The organism is Herbiconiux sp. VKM Ac-2851 (genome assembly GCF_013205105.1).
Lineage (GTDB): Bacteria > Actinomycetota > Actinomycetes > Actinomycetales > Microbacteriaceae > Herbiconiux > Herbiconiux flava.
Genome location: NZ_JABMLJ010000004.1, coordinates 12,663 through 27,615 on the forward strand (window position 1 = coordinate 12,663; position 14,953 = coordinate 27,615).

A 14,953-nucleotide genomic window follows, 5' to 3' on the forward strand; every position below is an offset into this window, starting at 1 on the left:
CCCGGCGGGGGTGTGCCGCCGGGCATCCGCTCGTCAGCTGAAGAGGCGGCGGAAGACGTTCGTGTCGGCGAGGTCGATCAGCTCGTCGCCGCGGCCCGACATGATGGTGCGGATGGCGTAGAGACCGAAGCCCTTCGCCTGCTCCACCGAGACGGTGGGCGGGATCGAGAGCTCCTGGCGGGCGGTGACGACGTCGACGAGCGCGGGTCCGTCGTGGGCGAAGGCGTCACGGAGGGCTCCCTCGAGGTCGTCGGGCTTCTCGACGCGGCGGCCGAAGATGCCGAGGGAGGCCGCCACGGCGGCGAAGTCGGGGTTGTCGAGCTCGGTGCCGTAGTTGACGAAGCCTGCCGCCTTCATCTCGACCTCGACGAAGTTGAGCGAGGAGTTGTTGAACACGACGATCTTCACGGGCAGCTTGCTCTGGCGCACCGTGAGCAGCTCGCCGAAGAGCATGGCGAGACCGCCGTCGCCCGAGAGCGCGACGACCTGGCGGTCGGGGAAGGCCGACTGGGCGCCGATCGCGTGCGGGAGCGCGTTGGCCATGGTGCCGTGGCTGAACGACCCGATGAGGCGGCGGCGGCCGTTCATCTTCAGGTAGCGGGCCGCCCAGACGACCGGTGAGCCGACATCGGGGATGAAGACGGCGTCGTCGGTGGCGAGCTCGCTGACGAGGCGCGCGACGTACTGCGGGTGGATCGGCGTGCGGTTGCGGTCGTTGTCGGCGAGCTCGTCGAGGCCCTTGCGGCTCTTCGCGTAGTGCGCGACGGAGGAGTCGAGATGATGGCTGGAGTGCGCATCCGCATCCAGGAGGGGCAGGAGCGCGCGCGCCGTGTCGCCCACGTCGCCCACCAGGCCGAGATCGACGGGGGTGCGCTTGCCAATCTGCTCGCCGCGGATGTCGAGCTGGATGACCGTCGCCTTCGACGGGAAGAACTGCGGGTAGGGGAAGTCGGTGCCGAGCATGAGCAGGGCGTCGCAGTCCTCCATCGCACGGTAGCCGGAGGCGAAGCCGAGGAGGCCGGTCATGCCGACGTCGTAGGGGTTGTCGTACTCCAGGAACTCCTTGCCGCGGAGGGCGTGCACGATCGGGGCCTTGAGGCGCTCGGCGAGGGCGACGACCTCGTCGTGGGCGCCCTGGGTGCCGGCGCCGCCGAGAATCGTGACCTTCTTCGCGCCGTTCAGGATGGCGGCGGCCTTCTCGAGTTCGGCATCGGCGGGGCGCGCGACCGTGGCCGCCCGCACGATCGGTGCCGACTTGGGCCGGCCGGCGGTGGCCTGCAGGAAGATCTCGCCCGGGATGACGACGACCGCGACGCCGCGCTTCTCGATAGCGGTGCGCATGGCGATCTCGAGCACGCGGGGCAGCTGCTCGGGCACGCTGACGAGCTCGGTGTAGACGCTGCACTCGCGGAACAGCTCCTGCGGGTGGGTCTCCTGGAAGTAGCCGGTGCCGATCTCGCTCGCCGGGATGTGGGCGGCGATCGCGAGCACGGGCACGCGGCTGCGGTTGGCGTCGTAGAGTCCGTTGATCAGGTGCAGGTTGCCGGGTCCGCAGCTTCCGGCGCAGACCGTGAGCTCGCCGGTGAGGGCGGCCTCGGCGGCGGCGGCGAAGGCGGCGGCCTCCTCGTGGCGGACATGGGCCCAGGTCACGTCGCCCTTGGTGCGACGGATGGCGTCGGTGAAGCCGTTCAGGGAGTCGCCGGGGAGGCCGTAGACGCGCTCGACCCCCGCGTCCTGGATGATCTCGACGATGGTGTCCGCGATGGTGGTCATGGTTCGAACCTACGGCGTGGGGTGCCGCGGCGCATGCGACCGGTGACGGATGCGGGCGCGGCGGGGCGCCCGCCCGTCAGGAGATGTGGTCGCGCATCCCGCCCTCGAGGCGCTGGAGGAGCTCTACGACGGCGTCGCGGCGCTCGGGCACGCTGCCGGTGTCGCTCCACGCGTCGAGGTAGATCTTGAGCTTGGGCTCGGTGCCGCTCGGACGCACCATCACGCGGGCGCCGTCGAGGTGGAGGCGCAGCACGTCGCTCGGCGGCACGCCGTCTCCGCCACCCTGGGCGAGATCGTCGATGCGCGTCACGGGCAGGCCGCCGATGTTGCTCGGCGGGTCGGCGCGCAGGCGCTGCATCACGCGCTCGATCTGCGAGAGCTCGGTCACCCGCAGCGAGATCTGGGCCGAGCCGTAGTGCCCGAAGCGAGCGCTGAACTCGTCGAGGCGGTCGGCGATCGTGCGGCCGGTGGCGGCGAGCTGGGTCGCCAGGTCGAGGAGGGCGATGGCGGCCGAGATGCCGTCCTTGTCACGCACGGTGCCCGGGTTCACGAGGTAGCCGAGGGCCTCCTCGTAGCCGAAGACGAGGCCGGGGGTGCGGGAGACCCACTTGAAGCCGGTGAGGGTCTCGGCGAAGCGCAGGCCGTGCGCGCGGGCCACGGCGCCGAGGGCGGGAGAGGAGACGATGGAGCAGGCCAGGGCGGGGGCGTCGGGATTCGCGGCGTCACCGGCTGCGGCCGCCTCGGCGGCGCGCCAGCCGAGCAGCATGCCGACCTCGTTGCCGGTTAGCGCGCGGTAGCCGCCGGTCGAGGAGGGGTCGGGGACGGCGATCGCGAGGCGGTCGGCATCCGGGTCGTTGGCGACGACGAGGTCGGCGCCGACCTCGCGCGCGCGGGCGAAGGAGAGGTCGAGGGCGCCGGGCTCCTCGGGGTTCGGGAACGCGACCGTGGGGAACGCGGCATCCGGAGCGATCTGGGGCTCGACGAGCGCCGGCCGCGGGAAGCCTGCCGCGTCGAGCACGCGCGCGAACGTCTCCCAGCCCACACCGTGCATCGCCGTGTAGACGACCGAGAGCGGGGCGCGCTCGGCGCGGCCGCCGGCGACGGCCGCGGTGGCCTCGACGTAGCGCTCGACGAGCGACTCGTCGGCGAGTTCGTAGTCGTTCGACCGAGGCAGCTCGAGCACGCTCTGCGTCGCGGCGACGCGGTCGATCTGCGCGGCGATCTCGCCGTCGGCGGGCGGCACGATCTGGGAGCCCTGGTCGTCGTCGCCGAGGTAGACCTTGTAGCCGTTGTCGCGCGGCGGGTTGTGCGAGGCGGTGACCATGACGCCCGCCGAGACGCCGAGCTCGCGCACGGCGAAGGCGACGAGCGGGGTGGGCAGCAGGCGGGGCAGCAGCACGGCGCGCACGCCGGCTCCGGCCATGATCTCGGAGGTGTCGCGGGCGAAGACCTGCGACTTGGTGCGGCCGTCGTAGCCGATCACGACCGAGGGGGTGGTTCCCGGATGCGCGCGCTCGAGAAGGAACGCGGCGAGGCCGGCGGCCGCCTGGCCCACGAGCACCCGGTTCATGCGGTTGGGGCCGGCGGCGATCTCGCCGCGGAGGCCGGCGGTGCCGAACGCGAGGCGGGAGCCGAAGCGGGAGCGCAGGTCGGCGACGGCGTCGGTGTCGTTGGCTCCGACCCGGCGCAGCAGCATGTGCAGCTCGTGGTGGGTCTCGGGGTCGGGATCCTGGTTCAGCCAGGCCACGGCGTCCTCGACGAGTCGTTCGACCTCGTTCAGCTCGTCGTCGTGCTCGGCCTCGCCACCGTCCAGGCGGGACGCGGCGTCGCGGAGGTCGTCGTGCTCGGCGGTCACAGCGCGGTGACCACCCGGGCGAGCAGGCCGCCGATGGCGGCCTCGGCGTTCTTGCCCGCCTCGATCACCTCGGCGTGGCTGAGCGGCGTCTTCTGGATGCCCGCGGCGAGGTTGGTGATGAGCGAGAAGCCGATGATCTCCATGCCGGCCTCGCGGGCGGCGATCGCCTCGAGCGCGGTCGACATGCCGACGATGTGGCCGCCGATGGCCTTGGCCATCTGCACCTCGGCCGGGGTCTCGTAGTGCGGGCCGCGGAACTGCACGTAGACGCCGTCGTCGAGCGTCGGGTCGACGCCACGGGCGATCTCGCGCAGGCGGCTGGAGTAGAGGTCGGTGAGGTCGACGAAGGTCGCGCCCTCCAGCGGGGAGTCGGCGGTGAGGTTGATGTGGTCGCTGATCAGCACGGGGGTGCCGGGCGTCCAGGTCTCCTTGATGCCGCCGGCGCCGTTCGTGAGCACCATCGTCTTCGCGCCGGTCGCGGCGGCGGTGCGCACGCTGTGCACGACCCGGCGCACGCCATGGCCCTCGTAGTAGTGGGTGCGCGCGCCGATGACGAGGGCGTGCTTGCCGTTCGGCAGGCGCACGGAGCGGAGCGTTCCGACGTGACCGGGGACCGCGGGCATCCCGAACCCGACGACGTCGGTGGCCGGCACGTTGGCGACGGTCTCACCGATGAGGTCGGCCGCCTTGCCCCAGCCGCTGCCGAGGATGAGGGCGACGTCGTGCGAGGGCACCCCGGTGATCTCGGCGATCTGCGCGGCGGCCTCGCGGGCGACCTCGAACGGGTCGGCGTCGGGCAGGTCGAGGGGGTTGGGAGTCGGAGAGGACATTCGTCCACTCTATTCGCCCTCGAGGCCGGTGGGGCGGGCAGGATCTCCGCACGACCGTCCGCCCGAGTGTTCGCCCGACTGTTCGCCCGACGGGCGTGCCCCGTTGGTTTGGCGGGGGTGCGCCGACCGGGGAGAATGGGCCGCATGGGCAATGAGTTCGAGCGCAAGCAGAGGGTCGTCGTCGTGGGCGGGGGCCCCGGGGGATACGAGGCGGCGATCGCCGGAGCGCAGCTCGGTGCGGAGGTGACCCTCGTCGAGCAGGTGGGGGTGGGCGGCTCGGCCGTCATCACCGACGTCGTGCCCTCCAAGACGCTGATCGCGGTGGCCGAGGCGACCAACGGCATCGGCGAGGCGGCCGACCTCGGCGTGCAGTTCTTCTCGCGCAACGAGGCGGGTCGCCCGGTGCGTCCCGAGGTCGCCGTGAACCTCGCCCAGGTGAACAAGCGGCTGCTCGGGCTCGCCCGCCAGCAGTCGGAGGACATGCGGGCGAGCCTCGTGCGCGCCGGCGTCACCATCGTCAGCGGCCACGGGCGGCTCGACGGGGCGAGCTCGGTCATCGTGTCGACGGCCGTCAGCGGGGGCACCGACTTCGACCAGATCGAGGCCGACACGATCGTCGTCTCGGTCGGGGCGAGCCCGCGAATCCTGCCGACCGCCGTGCCCGACGGGGAGCGCATCTTCACCTGGACCCAGCTCTACGGCCTGCAGGCGGTGCCCGAGCACCTGATCGTCGTCGGATCGGGTGTGACGGGAGCGGAGTTCGCCTCGGCCTACACGGCGCTCGGCTCCAAGGTGACGCTGATCTCGAGCCGCGACCAGGTGCTGCCCGGTGAGGACGCCGACGCGGCCGCCGTGATCGAGAACGTCTTCAAGCGCAACGGCATGACCGTGCTGTCGAAGTCGCGGGCCGACAAGGTCGAGCGCACGGCCGACGGGGTCGTCGCCACGCTCAGCGACGGGCGCACCGTCGAGGGCTCGCACTGCCTGATGGCGGTCGGCTCGATCCCGAACACGAAGGACATCGGGCTCGAGCAGGCCGGGGTGCAGCTGTCGGACTCGGGGCACATCCGGGTGAACCGGGTCGCCCGCACGAGCGCGCCGAACATCTACGCCGCGGGGGACTGCACGACGTTCCTGCCGCTGGCGTCGGTGGCGTCGATGCAGGGGCGCACGGCGATGTTCCACGCGATGGGCGACGCGGTGAACCCGACCGAGCTGCGGAACGTCGCCTCGAACATCTTCACCCAGCCCCAGATCGCGACCGTGGGCTGGACCCAGCGGCAGATCGAGGAGGGCATCGCCCAGGGCGACATCTACAAGCTGCCGCTGTCGTCGAACCCGCGCGCCAAGATGATGGGCATCAAGGACGGCTTCGTGAAGCTGTTCGCCCGCACCGGCTCGGGCACCGTGATCGGCGGGGTCGTGGTGGCGCCGAACGCGTCGGAGCTGATCTTCCCGATCGCGCTCGCCGTCGAGCACCGGCTCACGGTCGACCAGGTGTCGCGCGCGTTCACGGTCTACCCGTCGCTGTCGGGGTCGATCTCGGATGCGGCGCGGGCCATGCACATCGTCCTGTAGCCAGGCCGGGTGGCGGTCGCCGTCGGGTCGGGTGCGGCCGGCGCGCGGGCGGCCTCGGTCGCCGGCGCGCGCGGCCGCGGTGCCGGTCGCCGGTCGCCGGTCGCCGCCGGAGGATGTGACGCGGTGGCTAGAGGGGGATCGCGCGGAAGACGGTGGCGATGACGGGGGTCTCGTCGGTGAGCGTCCAGGTGGGGTCGGCGAGGTGGGCGCGGATCGGGTCGGTCAGCGTCTCGAAGTAGTCGCGGTGGGCGGCGCGCCAGGCGTCGACCGAGGATGACTCGTGCCGGGCCAGCTCGGGGGTGATCGCGACGAGCGTGGTCTCGGTCACCTCGAGGTACTCGACCACGGCCGCGGGGCGCCCGTCGGAGTCGACGAGGACTCGGCGCTCGCCGACCTGCGGCACGGGGGTTCCGGTCAGCGGGTAGGCGGCGGCGAGTGTGCTGCTGCCGGTCTTGCGGCCCGAGCGGATGCGCGCGACCATCTCGTCGCGGAAGGCGCCCGGCTCGCCGAAGACCAGGGGCACGAGGGCGGCGACGTCGTCGGCGGTGGGGCGGGCGGCACGGTTCGCGGCGGACGAGGCGAGGATGCGGTCGCAGAGGTCCATGGTGGCGACGTTGTCCCAGGCGCCGTCGGGGGAGAGGGTGCCGGCGGCGACCGCGTCGGCGAAGGCGCGGAGTTCTCCGACGAAGCCGCGGAGGTGGAGGTCGCGGCCGATGCCCGACATCGCGCTCTCGGCGGGGTGCAGCACGACGTCCGCCTCGGCGAGCGTGCCCCAGGCGGGGCCGGCGGCGGGTGGGGCGGCGGCGGTCGCGGGTGTGGCGGAGGCGGTGGCGGCGGGGGCCGCAGGCGCGACGGGCGGCACGAGGTCGGCCGGGGCGGCGGCGGTGCGGTGCAGGCGGAGGGTGCGGGCATCCGTCGTCTCGGCGAAGCCGGTGTCGCCGAGCACGCGCACGCTCTCGACCTCGGTCGCGCGGCTGGGCAGGCCGGTGAGTTCGAGCGTGCCGGCGACGCCCGAGGCGAACCCGAGTGTGACCGAGAGCGCGACGTGGGCGCCCGCGCCGCTGTTGACGGCGTGCACGGTCGCGACCTCGCCGAAGAGGAAGCGCGCGAGGTCGATCAGGTGGATCGCCGCGAGCGTCACGAACTCCGCCTCGGTGCGGCAGAACGGCGTCGAGTCGCAGCCGAACTGCACCGAGAACGAGCGCACCGTGCCGAGCGACCCGTCGGCGATCAGCGTGCGCAGTTGCCGGTAGACCGGGGCGTGCCGCTTCATGAAGCCCACCTGCACCCCGGCGCCCGATTCGTCGGCGGCGCGCGCCACGGTGCGGGCCTCGGCGGCGGTGAGGCCGAGCGGCTTGTCGACGAAGACGGGAACACCGGCCGCGACCGCCCGGTGGGTGATCGCGAGCTGGTCGGCGGGCTGGGCGACGACGATCACGCCGTCGAGCCCCGGATGCGCGAGCAGCGCCTCGACCGAGTCGTACGCCGCTCCGTCCGAACCGAAGCGCGCGAGCGCCGCCCGCGACCCCGCCTCCGAGCGCGTCGCCAGGGCGGCGAGCGGCACGCCCGCGAGGCCGAGGGCCGGCAGGATGTTCGTCGTCGCGTGGAAGCCCGCGCCGACGACGCCGATCACGGGTTCGCGAGGGGCATCGGCGGGCGGGGCGGCGGTCATGCCGAGATGTCGAGCAGCACGTGGCCCGACGAGACGGTGGCCCCGACGGTGGCGGCGATGTTCGCGATCGTGCCGTCCTTGTGCGCGGTGATCGGCTGCTCCATCTTCATGGCCTCGAGTACGAGCACCAGGTCGCCCTTGACGACGGCGTCGCCCTCGGCGACCGCGATCTTGACGACGGTGGCCTGCATGGGGGCCTTCACCGAGTCGCCGGTGGCCGAGGACACGCCGCCGACCGCTGCACCGCGGCGGCGGGGCGGTGCGCCCGCGGTGCGCGAGGCGCCGGCTCCGGCGCGGGCACCGGCCGAGACGAGCGTCTCGGGCAGCACGACCTCGACGCGCTTGCCGTCGACCTCGACGATGACCGTGCGGCGCTCGGCGGGCGCAGGAGCGTCCTCGAGCGAGCCGCTCCACGGCTCGGCGGGGTTGACGTAGTCGGTCTCGATCCAGCGCGTGTAGATGGAGAACGGCGAGCCGTCGGCCGGGGCGAAGGCCTCGTTGCGCACGACGTCGCGGTGGAACGGCAGCACGGTCGGCAGGCCGTTGACCTCGAACTCGTCGAGGGCTCGGCGGGCGCGCTCGAGGGCGTCCTCCCGGCTGGAGCCGGTGACGATGAGCTTGGCGAGGAGCGAGTCGAACGAGCCGGAGATGACGTCGCCGGCCTGCACGCCCGAGTCGACGCGCACGCCGGGGCCGCCGGCGGGCTTGAAGACGTGCACGGGGCCGGGCGAGGGCAGGAACGACCGGCCCGGGTCCTCCCCGTTGATGCGGAACTCGAAGGAGTGGCCGCGGGGCTCGGGGTCGGCGTAGTCGAGCACGCCTCCCTCGGCGATGCGGAACTGCTCGCGCACCAGGTCGATGCCCGTGACCTCCTCGGAGACGGGGTGCTCGACCTGCAAGCGGGTGTTCACCTCGAGGAAGGAGATGGTGCCGTCGCGCCCGACGAGGAACTCGCAGGTGCCGGCGCCGAGGTAGCCGACCTCCTTCAGGATGGCCTTGGACGCGCTGTAGAGCAGCTCGTTCTGCTCGGCGCTGAGGAACGGCGCGGGCGCCTCCTCGACCAGCTTCTGGTGCCGGCGCTGCAGCGAGCAGTCGCGGGTCGACACCACGACGACGTTGCCGTGCGCATCCGCGAGGCACTGGGTCTCGACGTGGCGCGGGCGGTCGAGGTACTTCTCGACGAAGCACTCGCCACGGCCGAACGCAGCGATCGCCTCGCGGGTGGCCGAGTCGAACATCTCGGGCACCTCCTCGACGGTGCGTGCGACCTTGAGGCCGCGGCCGCCGCCTCCGAAGGCCGCCTTGATGGCGACGGGCAGACCGTGCTCGGCCACGAAGTCGAGCACCTCCTCGGCGCCGGTGACGGGGTCGATCGTGCCGGGGGCGAGCGGGGCGCCGACCTTCTCGGCGACGTGCCGGGCCGAGACCTTGTCGCCGAGCTTCTCGATGGCCTCAGGGGAGGGGCCGATCCAGATCAGGCCGGCGTCGATGACGGCGCGCGCGAAGTCGGCGTTCTCGGCCAGGAAGCCGTAGCCCGGGTGCACGGCGTCGGCGCCGGACCGCCGGGCCACCGAGAGGATCTTGTCGATCACGAGATAGGTCTCGGCGCTGGTGGTGCCGTCGAGCGCGTAGGCCTCGTCGGCGAGCTGCACGTGCAGCGCGTCGCGATCCTGGTCGGCGTAGACGGCGACGGAGCCGATCCCGCTGTCTCGAGCGGCCCGGATGACTCGGACCGCGATTTCGCCTCGGTTGGCGATCAGGACCTTGGAGATACGGGGCATAGTGACCTAGCTTATTGCCGCCGTCGATCGCCGTTTTGGCATGTGCGGCCAAAGATGCCCCGGCAGGCAGGTGCAGACCCTACAAACGAGGCCTAGTGCGACGACGGATGCGCGCCCGAGCCGGGCCCCCACAGCTCCGTCCACGACACCCCGAACCCGGCGAGCAGATCGCGCAGCACGGGCAGCGACATGCCGATCACGGCCGACGGCGCCCCGGTGATCGAGCGGATGAACGGTGCCGCCAGCCCGTCGATGGTGAACGCCCCGGCGACCAGCAGCGGCTCTCCCGAGGCCACGTAGGCGTCGATCTCGGCGTCGGCGATGTCGTCGGCGAAGGTGAGCTCGGCCTGGTCGGTGCGGCCGGCCGCGCCCTGCCGCCGCCCGCCGCGGTGGTCGACGAGCCAGTGGCCGGAGTGCAGCACCCCCGTGCGGCCACGCTGGGCGATCCACCGTTCGCGCGCGACCGCGGGGAGGTGCGGCTTGCCGTAGGCGACGCCGTCGAGCTCGAAGGCCGAGTCGCCGCCGAGCACGAAGCCGTCGACCGGCTCCCCGTTCGGCAGCTGCTCGACGGGCAGCGCCGCGAGGGCCGCGACGACCGCCTCGGCCTTGGCCTCGGCGAGCAGCTGCACCAGCTCCGCGGTGGTCAGCGGCGCCCGGCCGGAGGCCAGACGGGCCGCGTTCTCGGCGTCGACCGCCGCGTCCTCGTCGACCTCCGAGGGCAGCACCACCGGCTCGATGCCGATCTGGCGCAGCAGCGCCAGCCGGGCGGGGGAGGTGGAGGCCAGGTAGAGCCGCATCCGGCACGCCTTTCGCTGGGTGGTCGCTCGTCACGGGCGGCGATGTCGTCTCAGGCGTCGACGTCGTCACAGCCAGCTGTGGGATGCTCGGATGATGCCTGACACCGACAGCGAGCTCCTCGAGCTGACCATCGACAATGTAGCCCACGGCGGGGTCTTCGTCGCCCGGCACGAGGGCCGCGTGGTCTTCGTCGCCGACGCGGTCCCGGGCGAGCGCGTTCTCGCCCGCGTCGTCGACGCCAAGTCGTCGTTCTGGCGCGCCGACACCGTCGAGGTGCTCGAGGCCTCGCCCGACCGGGTGCCGCACATCTGGCCGGCGGCCGCACTCGAGCGCGACCCCTCCGCCCGCGCCGGTGGCGCCGAGTTCGGGCACATCGCCCTCGAGCGCCAGCGCGCCCTGAAGGGGCAGGTGCTGACGGAGGCGCTGGCCCGCTTCGGCCGGATCGACCGCCCGGTCGAGGTCGAGGCCGTGCCCGGTGAGGCCGACGGCACCCGCTGGCGCAGCCGGGTGCGCCTGCACGTCGGCCGCGGCGGACGCATCGGCCCCTACGCCGCGCGCTCGCACACGATCGTGCCGGTGGACTCCCTGCCGCTCGCCACCGAGGCCATCGAGGCCGAGGCCCGTGGCGTCGCCGGAGCCCTCGAGCTCGGCGGTCAAGGCGCCGCCGCCGTCGACTTCGTCGAGACCGCCGACGGGGAGCTGCGGGTCTCGCTCGTCGCCGAGGAGCTGTCCAAGTCGGGCGGGCGCGGAGACGGCCGCCGCGGGGGACGCCAGGGCGGCCGGAACGCGGGAGGCCGCGGAGGCCGGGGCGGTGGCCGCGTATCCGGAGCCGGCGAGCGCAGCAGCACCCCCGCCGAGAAGCCCGCGACGATTCTCGAGCGGGTGGGCGACCGCGAGTTCCGCCTGGCCGAGAACGGCTTCTGGCAGGTGCACCGCGCGGCCGCCCAGGTGCTGACGAGCGCGGTGCAGGAGCTGACGCGAGAGGACCTCGTCGACCCGCGCGCCGCCAATCACGACCTCTACGGCGGCGTGGGCCTGCTCGCCGCCGCCTTCGCCGACCGCTTCGGCCAGGCCACCCGCATCACGAGCGTCGAGAGCGAGGCGAGCGCCACCGACCACGCCGCCGAGAACCTGTCGGAGTGGATCGGCGCCCGCGCCGTGACCGGCCGTGTCGACCGCTACCTCGCCGAGCTCGAGCGCGACGCCTCGGCGGAGGACCTGCGGCGCCTCGCAGCCGCGACCATGGTGATCGACCCGCCGCGCTCCGGCGCCGGCAAGGAGGTCGTCGGGGCGCTCACCCGCCTGAACGTGGCCCAGGTGGTCTACGTCGCCTGCGACCCGGTGGCCTTCGCCCGCGACGTCGCGTTCTTCGGCGAGGCGGGCTACGAGCTCGACCGGGTGCGGGCGTTCGACCTCTTCCCGCACACCCATCACCTCGAGACGGTCGGTGTGCTCGTCCGCTCGTAGCGCCGCCCGGCCCCGCCCTAGGATGGGACCAGTCTTCGCGAGGGGTGACCGTGCACGACGAGAACGAGCCGACCACGACGGATGCGGGCAGCGACGCCCCGGCCGCCGCCGTCCCCGCCGTGCGGGTCGCGATCGTCGACGACCACGAGTCGGTGCGGCTGGGCATCCGGGCCGCGTGTCAGGAGGCCGGCTTCGAGGTCGTCGCCGCCAGCGCCTCGGTGAGCGAGCTGTGGGTGGCGCTGGCCGGCCGCGGCTGCGACGTGGTGGTGCTCGACCTCAGCCTCGGTGACGGCTTCTCGGTGACCGAGAACGTGCAGCACGCTCTCTCGATGGGCGCTTCGGTGCTCGTGCACTCGATCGCCGACCGGGTGGGGCTCGTGCGCGAGGCGCTCGCCGCAGGGGCAGCGGGCGTCATCCCGAAGTCGGCCGCCACCAAGACCGTGATCGCGTCGATCGCCGCCGTGGCGCGCGGCGACGTGCTGAACAACCTCGAGTGGGCGAGCGCCATCGACGCCGACCCCGAGTTCGGCAAGGCGCAGCTCGCCCAGCGCGAGCGGGACGTGCTGCACCTCTACGCCTCGGGCCTGCCGCTGTCGCAGGTGGCTCTGAAGCTCAACATCAAGGTCTCGACCGCCAAGGAGTACCTCGACCGGGTGCGGGCGAAGTACGTCGAGGTCGGGCGTCCGGCGCGGTCGAAGGTGGAGCTCTTGCGGCGCGCGGTGGAGGACGGCATCCTGGCCCTCGACGACAACGGACATGTCGGCTAGCAGCGTGCCGCTCAGCCGGGCGCAGATCGACCTGGTGCTGTCGCGCCTGCAGGGGCTGTTCGGCTTCGCCTTCGCGCTGCTGTCGATCCCGGTGCTGGCCGGATCGGCGTCGACGCTGAAACCGGAGTGGGGCTGGGGCATCGCGGTCGTGCTCTTCGGACTGATCGCCGCCTGCTTCGTGACCTCGCTCGCCGGCCGCGGCATCCGGATCAGCATGACCCTGTTCGCCGGGGCGTTCGTGCTCGCCCTGCTGCTCTGGCCGTTCGCGGTGCGGAGCCCGGAGGCCGCGCTCGGGGTGCAGCCGTGGCTCTGGTACATCGTGATCGTCGCCGTGGGGGCGGCCGCGAACGCGCTGCCGACGCCCTGGGCCGTGGTGTACGCGATCGCCGTGCCCGGCCTCTTCTTCGCGCTCCGCCTGCTGCCCGCGGGCGGCGGCGCGCCGGTGCTGATCGCCCTGCTCGACACCGTGTACTCCCTCGTGCTCGGCGCCTTCCTCGTGATCGTGAACACCGGGCTGCGCTCGGCGGCGGGCGGGGTGGACGACGCCCAGCGCACCGCCGTGCGGCGCTACGCGGAGGCGGCCAAGCGGCACGCCACCGAGCAGGAGCGCACTCGGGTCGACACCGTCGTGCACGACCGGGTGCTCTCCACCCTGCTCGCCGCCGCGCGGGCCGAGGGGCCCGACGACCGGCGTCGCGTGGTCGCGATGGCCGAACAGGCGCTGGTGGCGCTGCAGAGCGCGGACGCGGAGTCGGAGCTCGGCGGCGACCGCCCACTGGGCAGCCTCGTCGAGCGGCTGCGCGCGCTGGCCGGCACCATCACGGCCGAGGTGTCCTTCCACGCCGAGGGCGACATCGAGCAGCCGGTGCCCGCGCGGGTGCTCGAGGGCGTCTACAGCGCGGCCGTGCAGGCGGTGTCGAACAGCGTGCAGCACGCGGGCGAGCAGGGCGTGACGCGGAGCGTGCGGGTGCACTGCTGGGGAGCATCCGGATTCAGCGTCGTGATCAGCGACGACGGGCGCGGCTTCGACGCCGACGCGGTGCCCGCCGACCGGCTGGGCCTGCGCGTCTCCATCCGCGAACGGGTCGACGCCGTCGGCGGCTCGGCGAGCGTGTGCTCGACGCCGGGCGGCGGCACGGTCGTGGTGCTCGAGTGGGCGCCCGGCGCGGTGCGGGCCGAGGAGCCGCTGGCATGATCGCCATCCCGCGGCTGCTGCTGGTGGGCCTCGCCGCCATCTTCTCGTCGTTCCACCTCGTGCTCGGCGTCTCGGCGCTCGACGTGCCCTCGAACCCCTGGCCCGGTGTCGTGGCGATGGTGCTCTACGCGGTCGCCACGGCCCTCAGCCTGTTCCCGCTGCGATCGGTGCGGATGCCCGTGGGCGTCGCCGCGGGCAACGTCGCCGTCTCGGCGGTGTCGCTCATCCTCGTGCTGCCCCAGCTCGACCCCGACGCGGAGAACGGCTACGCGACCTGGATCATCGGAGCCATCGGCACCCTGATGACGATCACGGTCGTGCGGCAGCGGGCGCTGTTCGCGTGGGCGGGCATCGTGGTGATGGTGCTGGGCATCCTGGTCTGGACCCGGGATCCGCTGCAGCTGCCCGAGCTCGGGGTGATCGGCGGCCCGATCTGGGTCGGCATCGGCCAGGCGGCGACCATGGCGATCGTGCGGGCGACCCGGGACGCCCGGCTGTTCGAGCTCGCCGAGCAGCGCGCCGCCGAGTGGGAGGCGCAGGAGGAGGCGGAGTTCTACGAGCGCCGGGTGCGCCTCGGCCAGATGGACCGCGTCGTCGCCCCGATGCTGCGGGCCGTGATCGCCGCCGAGGGACGGCTCTCGGCGGACCAGCGGCAGGAGTGCCTGCACCTCGAGGCCGCGATGCGCGACGAGATCCGCGGCCGCCGGCTGCTGGACGACCGGGTGCGGCAGGAGGTGCTCGAGGCCCGGCGCCGGGGCGTCGAGGTCACGCTGCTCGACGACGGCGGCATCGACGACCTCGACCGGCACCAGCACGCGCGGGTGACCGCGGTGATCGCCCAGCAGATCGGCGACAGCACCGCCGACCGGCTGGTGGTGCGGACGGCGCGGCCCGACGACGAGGTGGCCGTGACCATCGTGGGGCTCCGCGACGCGGCCGAGCCGGCGGGCACGGACGAGGAGGAGCCGACGCTCGAGCTCTGGCTCGAGGTGCCGCGCACGCCCGGGCGCGAAAAAGAACCGGGGGCCGATGACTCGGCCCCCGGTTGAGATTTCGAGTCAGGACGATAACCCGAATATCGCCCTGACTCGCCCCCGGAATGCGAGCCCGCTTACCCTAGTCGACCCGCATCCGGCGCGATGCCGCTCCGGAGAGCGCCACCTAGCATGACCATCCTGCCGAGCGTTTCCCGGCTGCGCAGTCGTCATTTCGGTGGACATTTTCGCCGCCGCCCACG

General features: G+C 73.1%; 11 protein-coding genes. 5 read left to right on the forward strand and 6 right to left on the reverse strand.

Annotated features, from left to right (window positions below):
- Positions 1-33: 33 nt before the first annotated feature.
- The 3 genes from poxB to HQQ85_RS18315 form a co-directional block, all read right to left on the reverse strand.
- Positions 34-1,773 (reverse strand): ubiquinone-dependent pyruvate dehydrogenase, encoded by a 1,740-nt coding sequence (gene poxB, locus HQQ85_RS18305; RefSeq protein ID WP_173183997.1) that lies wholly within the window; start codon positions 1,771-1,773, stop codon positions 34-36.
- Between the two features lie 76 nt (positions 1,774-1,849).
- Positions 1,850-3,553, reverse strand: coding sequence for a phospho-sugar mutase (locus HQQ85_RS18310; RefSeq protein WP_254069593.1), 1,704 nt, complete (start codon positions 3,551-3,553; stop codon positions 1,850-1,852).
- 71 nt (positions 3,554-3,624) lie between these two features.
- Positions 3,625-4,458 (reverse strand): purine-nucleoside phosphorylase, encoded by an 834-nt coding sequence (locus HQQ85_RS18315; RefSeq protein ID WP_173183998.1) that lies wholly within the window; start codon positions 4,456-4,458, stop codon positions 3,625-3,627.
- Between the two features lie 144 nt (positions 4,459-4,602).
- On the opposite strand from HQQ85_RS18315, the gene HQQ85_RS18320 reads away from it, so the two are divergent.
- Positions 4,603-6,036 carry an NAD(P)H-quinone dehydrogenase gene (locus HQQ85_RS18320; protein ID WP_173183999.1) on the forward strand — a complete coding sequence of 478 codons (1,434 nt, stop codon included), beginning with the start codon at positions 4,603-4,605 and terminating at the stop codon, positions 6,034-6,036.
- Positions 6,037-6,163: 127 nt separating this feature from the next.
- Here the strand turns inward: HQQ85_RS18320 and HQQ85_RS18325 are convergent, their stop codons facing one another.
- From HQQ85_RS18325 to HQQ85_RS18335, 3 genes are all read right to left on the reverse strand, one after another.
- The gene (locus tag HQQ85_RS18325) at positions 6,164-7,708 is read right to left on the reverse strand and encodes a Gfo/Idh/MocA family oxidoreductase (protein WP_173184000.1); all 1,545 of its coding nucleotides are present in this window, start codon (positions 7,706-7,708) and stop codon (positions 6,164-6,166) included.
- Positions 7,705-9,489 (reverse strand): biotin carboxylase N-terminal domain-containing protein, encoded by a 1,785-nt coding sequence (locus HQQ85_RS18330; RefSeq protein WP_173184001.1) that lies wholly within the window; start codon positions 9,487-9,489, stop codon positions 7,705-7,707. The genes HQQ85_RS18325 and HQQ85_RS18330 overlap by 4 nt, the downstream gene beginning before the upstream one ends.
- Positions 9,490-9,581: 92 nt before the next feature.
- On the reverse strand, positions 9,582-10,286 hold the full coding sequence (locus tag HQQ85_RS18335; protein WP_173184002.1) for a nucleoside triphosphate pyrophosphatase: 705 nt from the start codon (positions 10,284-10,286) through the stop codon (positions 9,582-9,584).
- A 94-nt stretch (positions 10,287-10,380) separates the two neighbouring features.
- Here HQQ85_RS18335 and HQQ85_RS18340 point away from each other — a divergent pair, with 94 nt between their 5' ends.
- The 4 genes from HQQ85_RS18340 (at position 10,381) to HQQ85_RS18355 (ending at position 14,765) form a co-directional block, all read left to right on the forward strand.
- Positions 10,381-11,754, forward strand: coding sequence for a class I SAM-dependent RNA methyltransferase (locus tag HQQ85_RS18340; protein ID WP_173184003.1), 1,374 nt, complete (start codon positions 10,381-10,383; stop codon positions 11,752-11,754).
- A gap of 119 nt (positions 11,755-11,873) precedes the next feature.
- A complete protein-coding gene (locus HQQ85_RS18345) occupies positions 11,874-12,521 on the forward strand; it encodes a response regulator (RefSeq protein WP_371741979.1) in 648 nt (215 codons plus the stop codon).
- Complete coding sequence (locus tag HQQ85_RS18350; protein ID WP_173184005.1) at positions 12,511-13,716, forward strand: sensor histidine kinase; 1,206 nt, start codon at positions 12,511-12,513, stop codon at positions 13,714-13,716. Before HQQ85_RS18345 ends, HQQ85_RS18350 begins: the two co-directional genes overlap by 11 nt.
- The gene (locus tag HQQ85_RS18355) at positions 13,713-14,765 is read left to right on the forward strand and encodes a hypothetical protein (RefSeq protein ID WP_173184006.1); all 1,053 of its coding nucleotides are present in this window, start codon (positions 13,713-13,715) and stop codon (positions 14,763-14,765) included. Before HQQ85_RS18350 ends, HQQ85_RS18355 begins: the two co-directional genes overlap by 4 nt.
- Positions 14,766-14,953 lie beyond the last annotated feature (188 nt).

What these genes read in the sequence shown, in the direction of transcription:
- poxB (WP_173183997.1), bottom strand. Translation starts at nt 1,773, where the DNA reads ATGACCACCATCGCGGACACCATCGTCGAGATCATCCAGGACGCGGGG.
- HQQ85_RS18315 (WP_173183998.1), bottom strand. Translation starts at nt 4,458, where the DNA reads ATGTCCTCTCCGACTCCCAACCCCCTCGACCTGCCCGACGCCGACCCG.
- HQQ85_RS18320 (WP_173183999.1), top strand. Translation starts at nt 4,603, where the DNA reads ATGGGCAATGAGTTCGAGCGCAAGCAGAGGGTCGTCGTCGTGGGCGGG.
- HQQ85_RS18325 (WP_173184000.1), bottom strand. Translation starts at nt 7,708, where the DNA reads ATGACCGCCGCCCCGCCCGCCGATGCCCCTCGCGAACCCGTGATCGGC.
- HQQ85_RS18330 (WP_173184001.1), bottom strand. Translation starts at nt 9,489, where the DNA reads ATGCCCCGTATCTCCAAGGTCCTGATCGCCAACCGAGGCGAAATCGCG.
- HQQ85_RS18335 (WP_173184002.1), bottom strand. Translation starts at nt 10,286, where the DNA reads ATGCGGCTCTACCTGGCCTCCACCTCCCCCGCCCGGCTGGCGCTGCTG.
- HQQ85_RS18340 (WP_173184003.1), top strand. Translation starts at nt 10,381, where the DNA reads ATGCCTGACACCGACAGCGAGCTCCTCGAGCTGACCATCGACAATGTA.
- HQQ85_RS18350 (WP_173184005.1), top strand. Translation starts at nt 12,511, where the DNA reads ATGTCGGCTAGCAGCGTGCCGCTCAGCCGGGCGCAGATCGACCTGGTG.
- HQQ85_RS18355 (WP_173184006.1), top strand. Translation starts at nt 13,713, where the DNA reads ATGATCGCCATCCCGCGGCTGCTGCTGGTGGGCCTCGCCGCCATCTTC.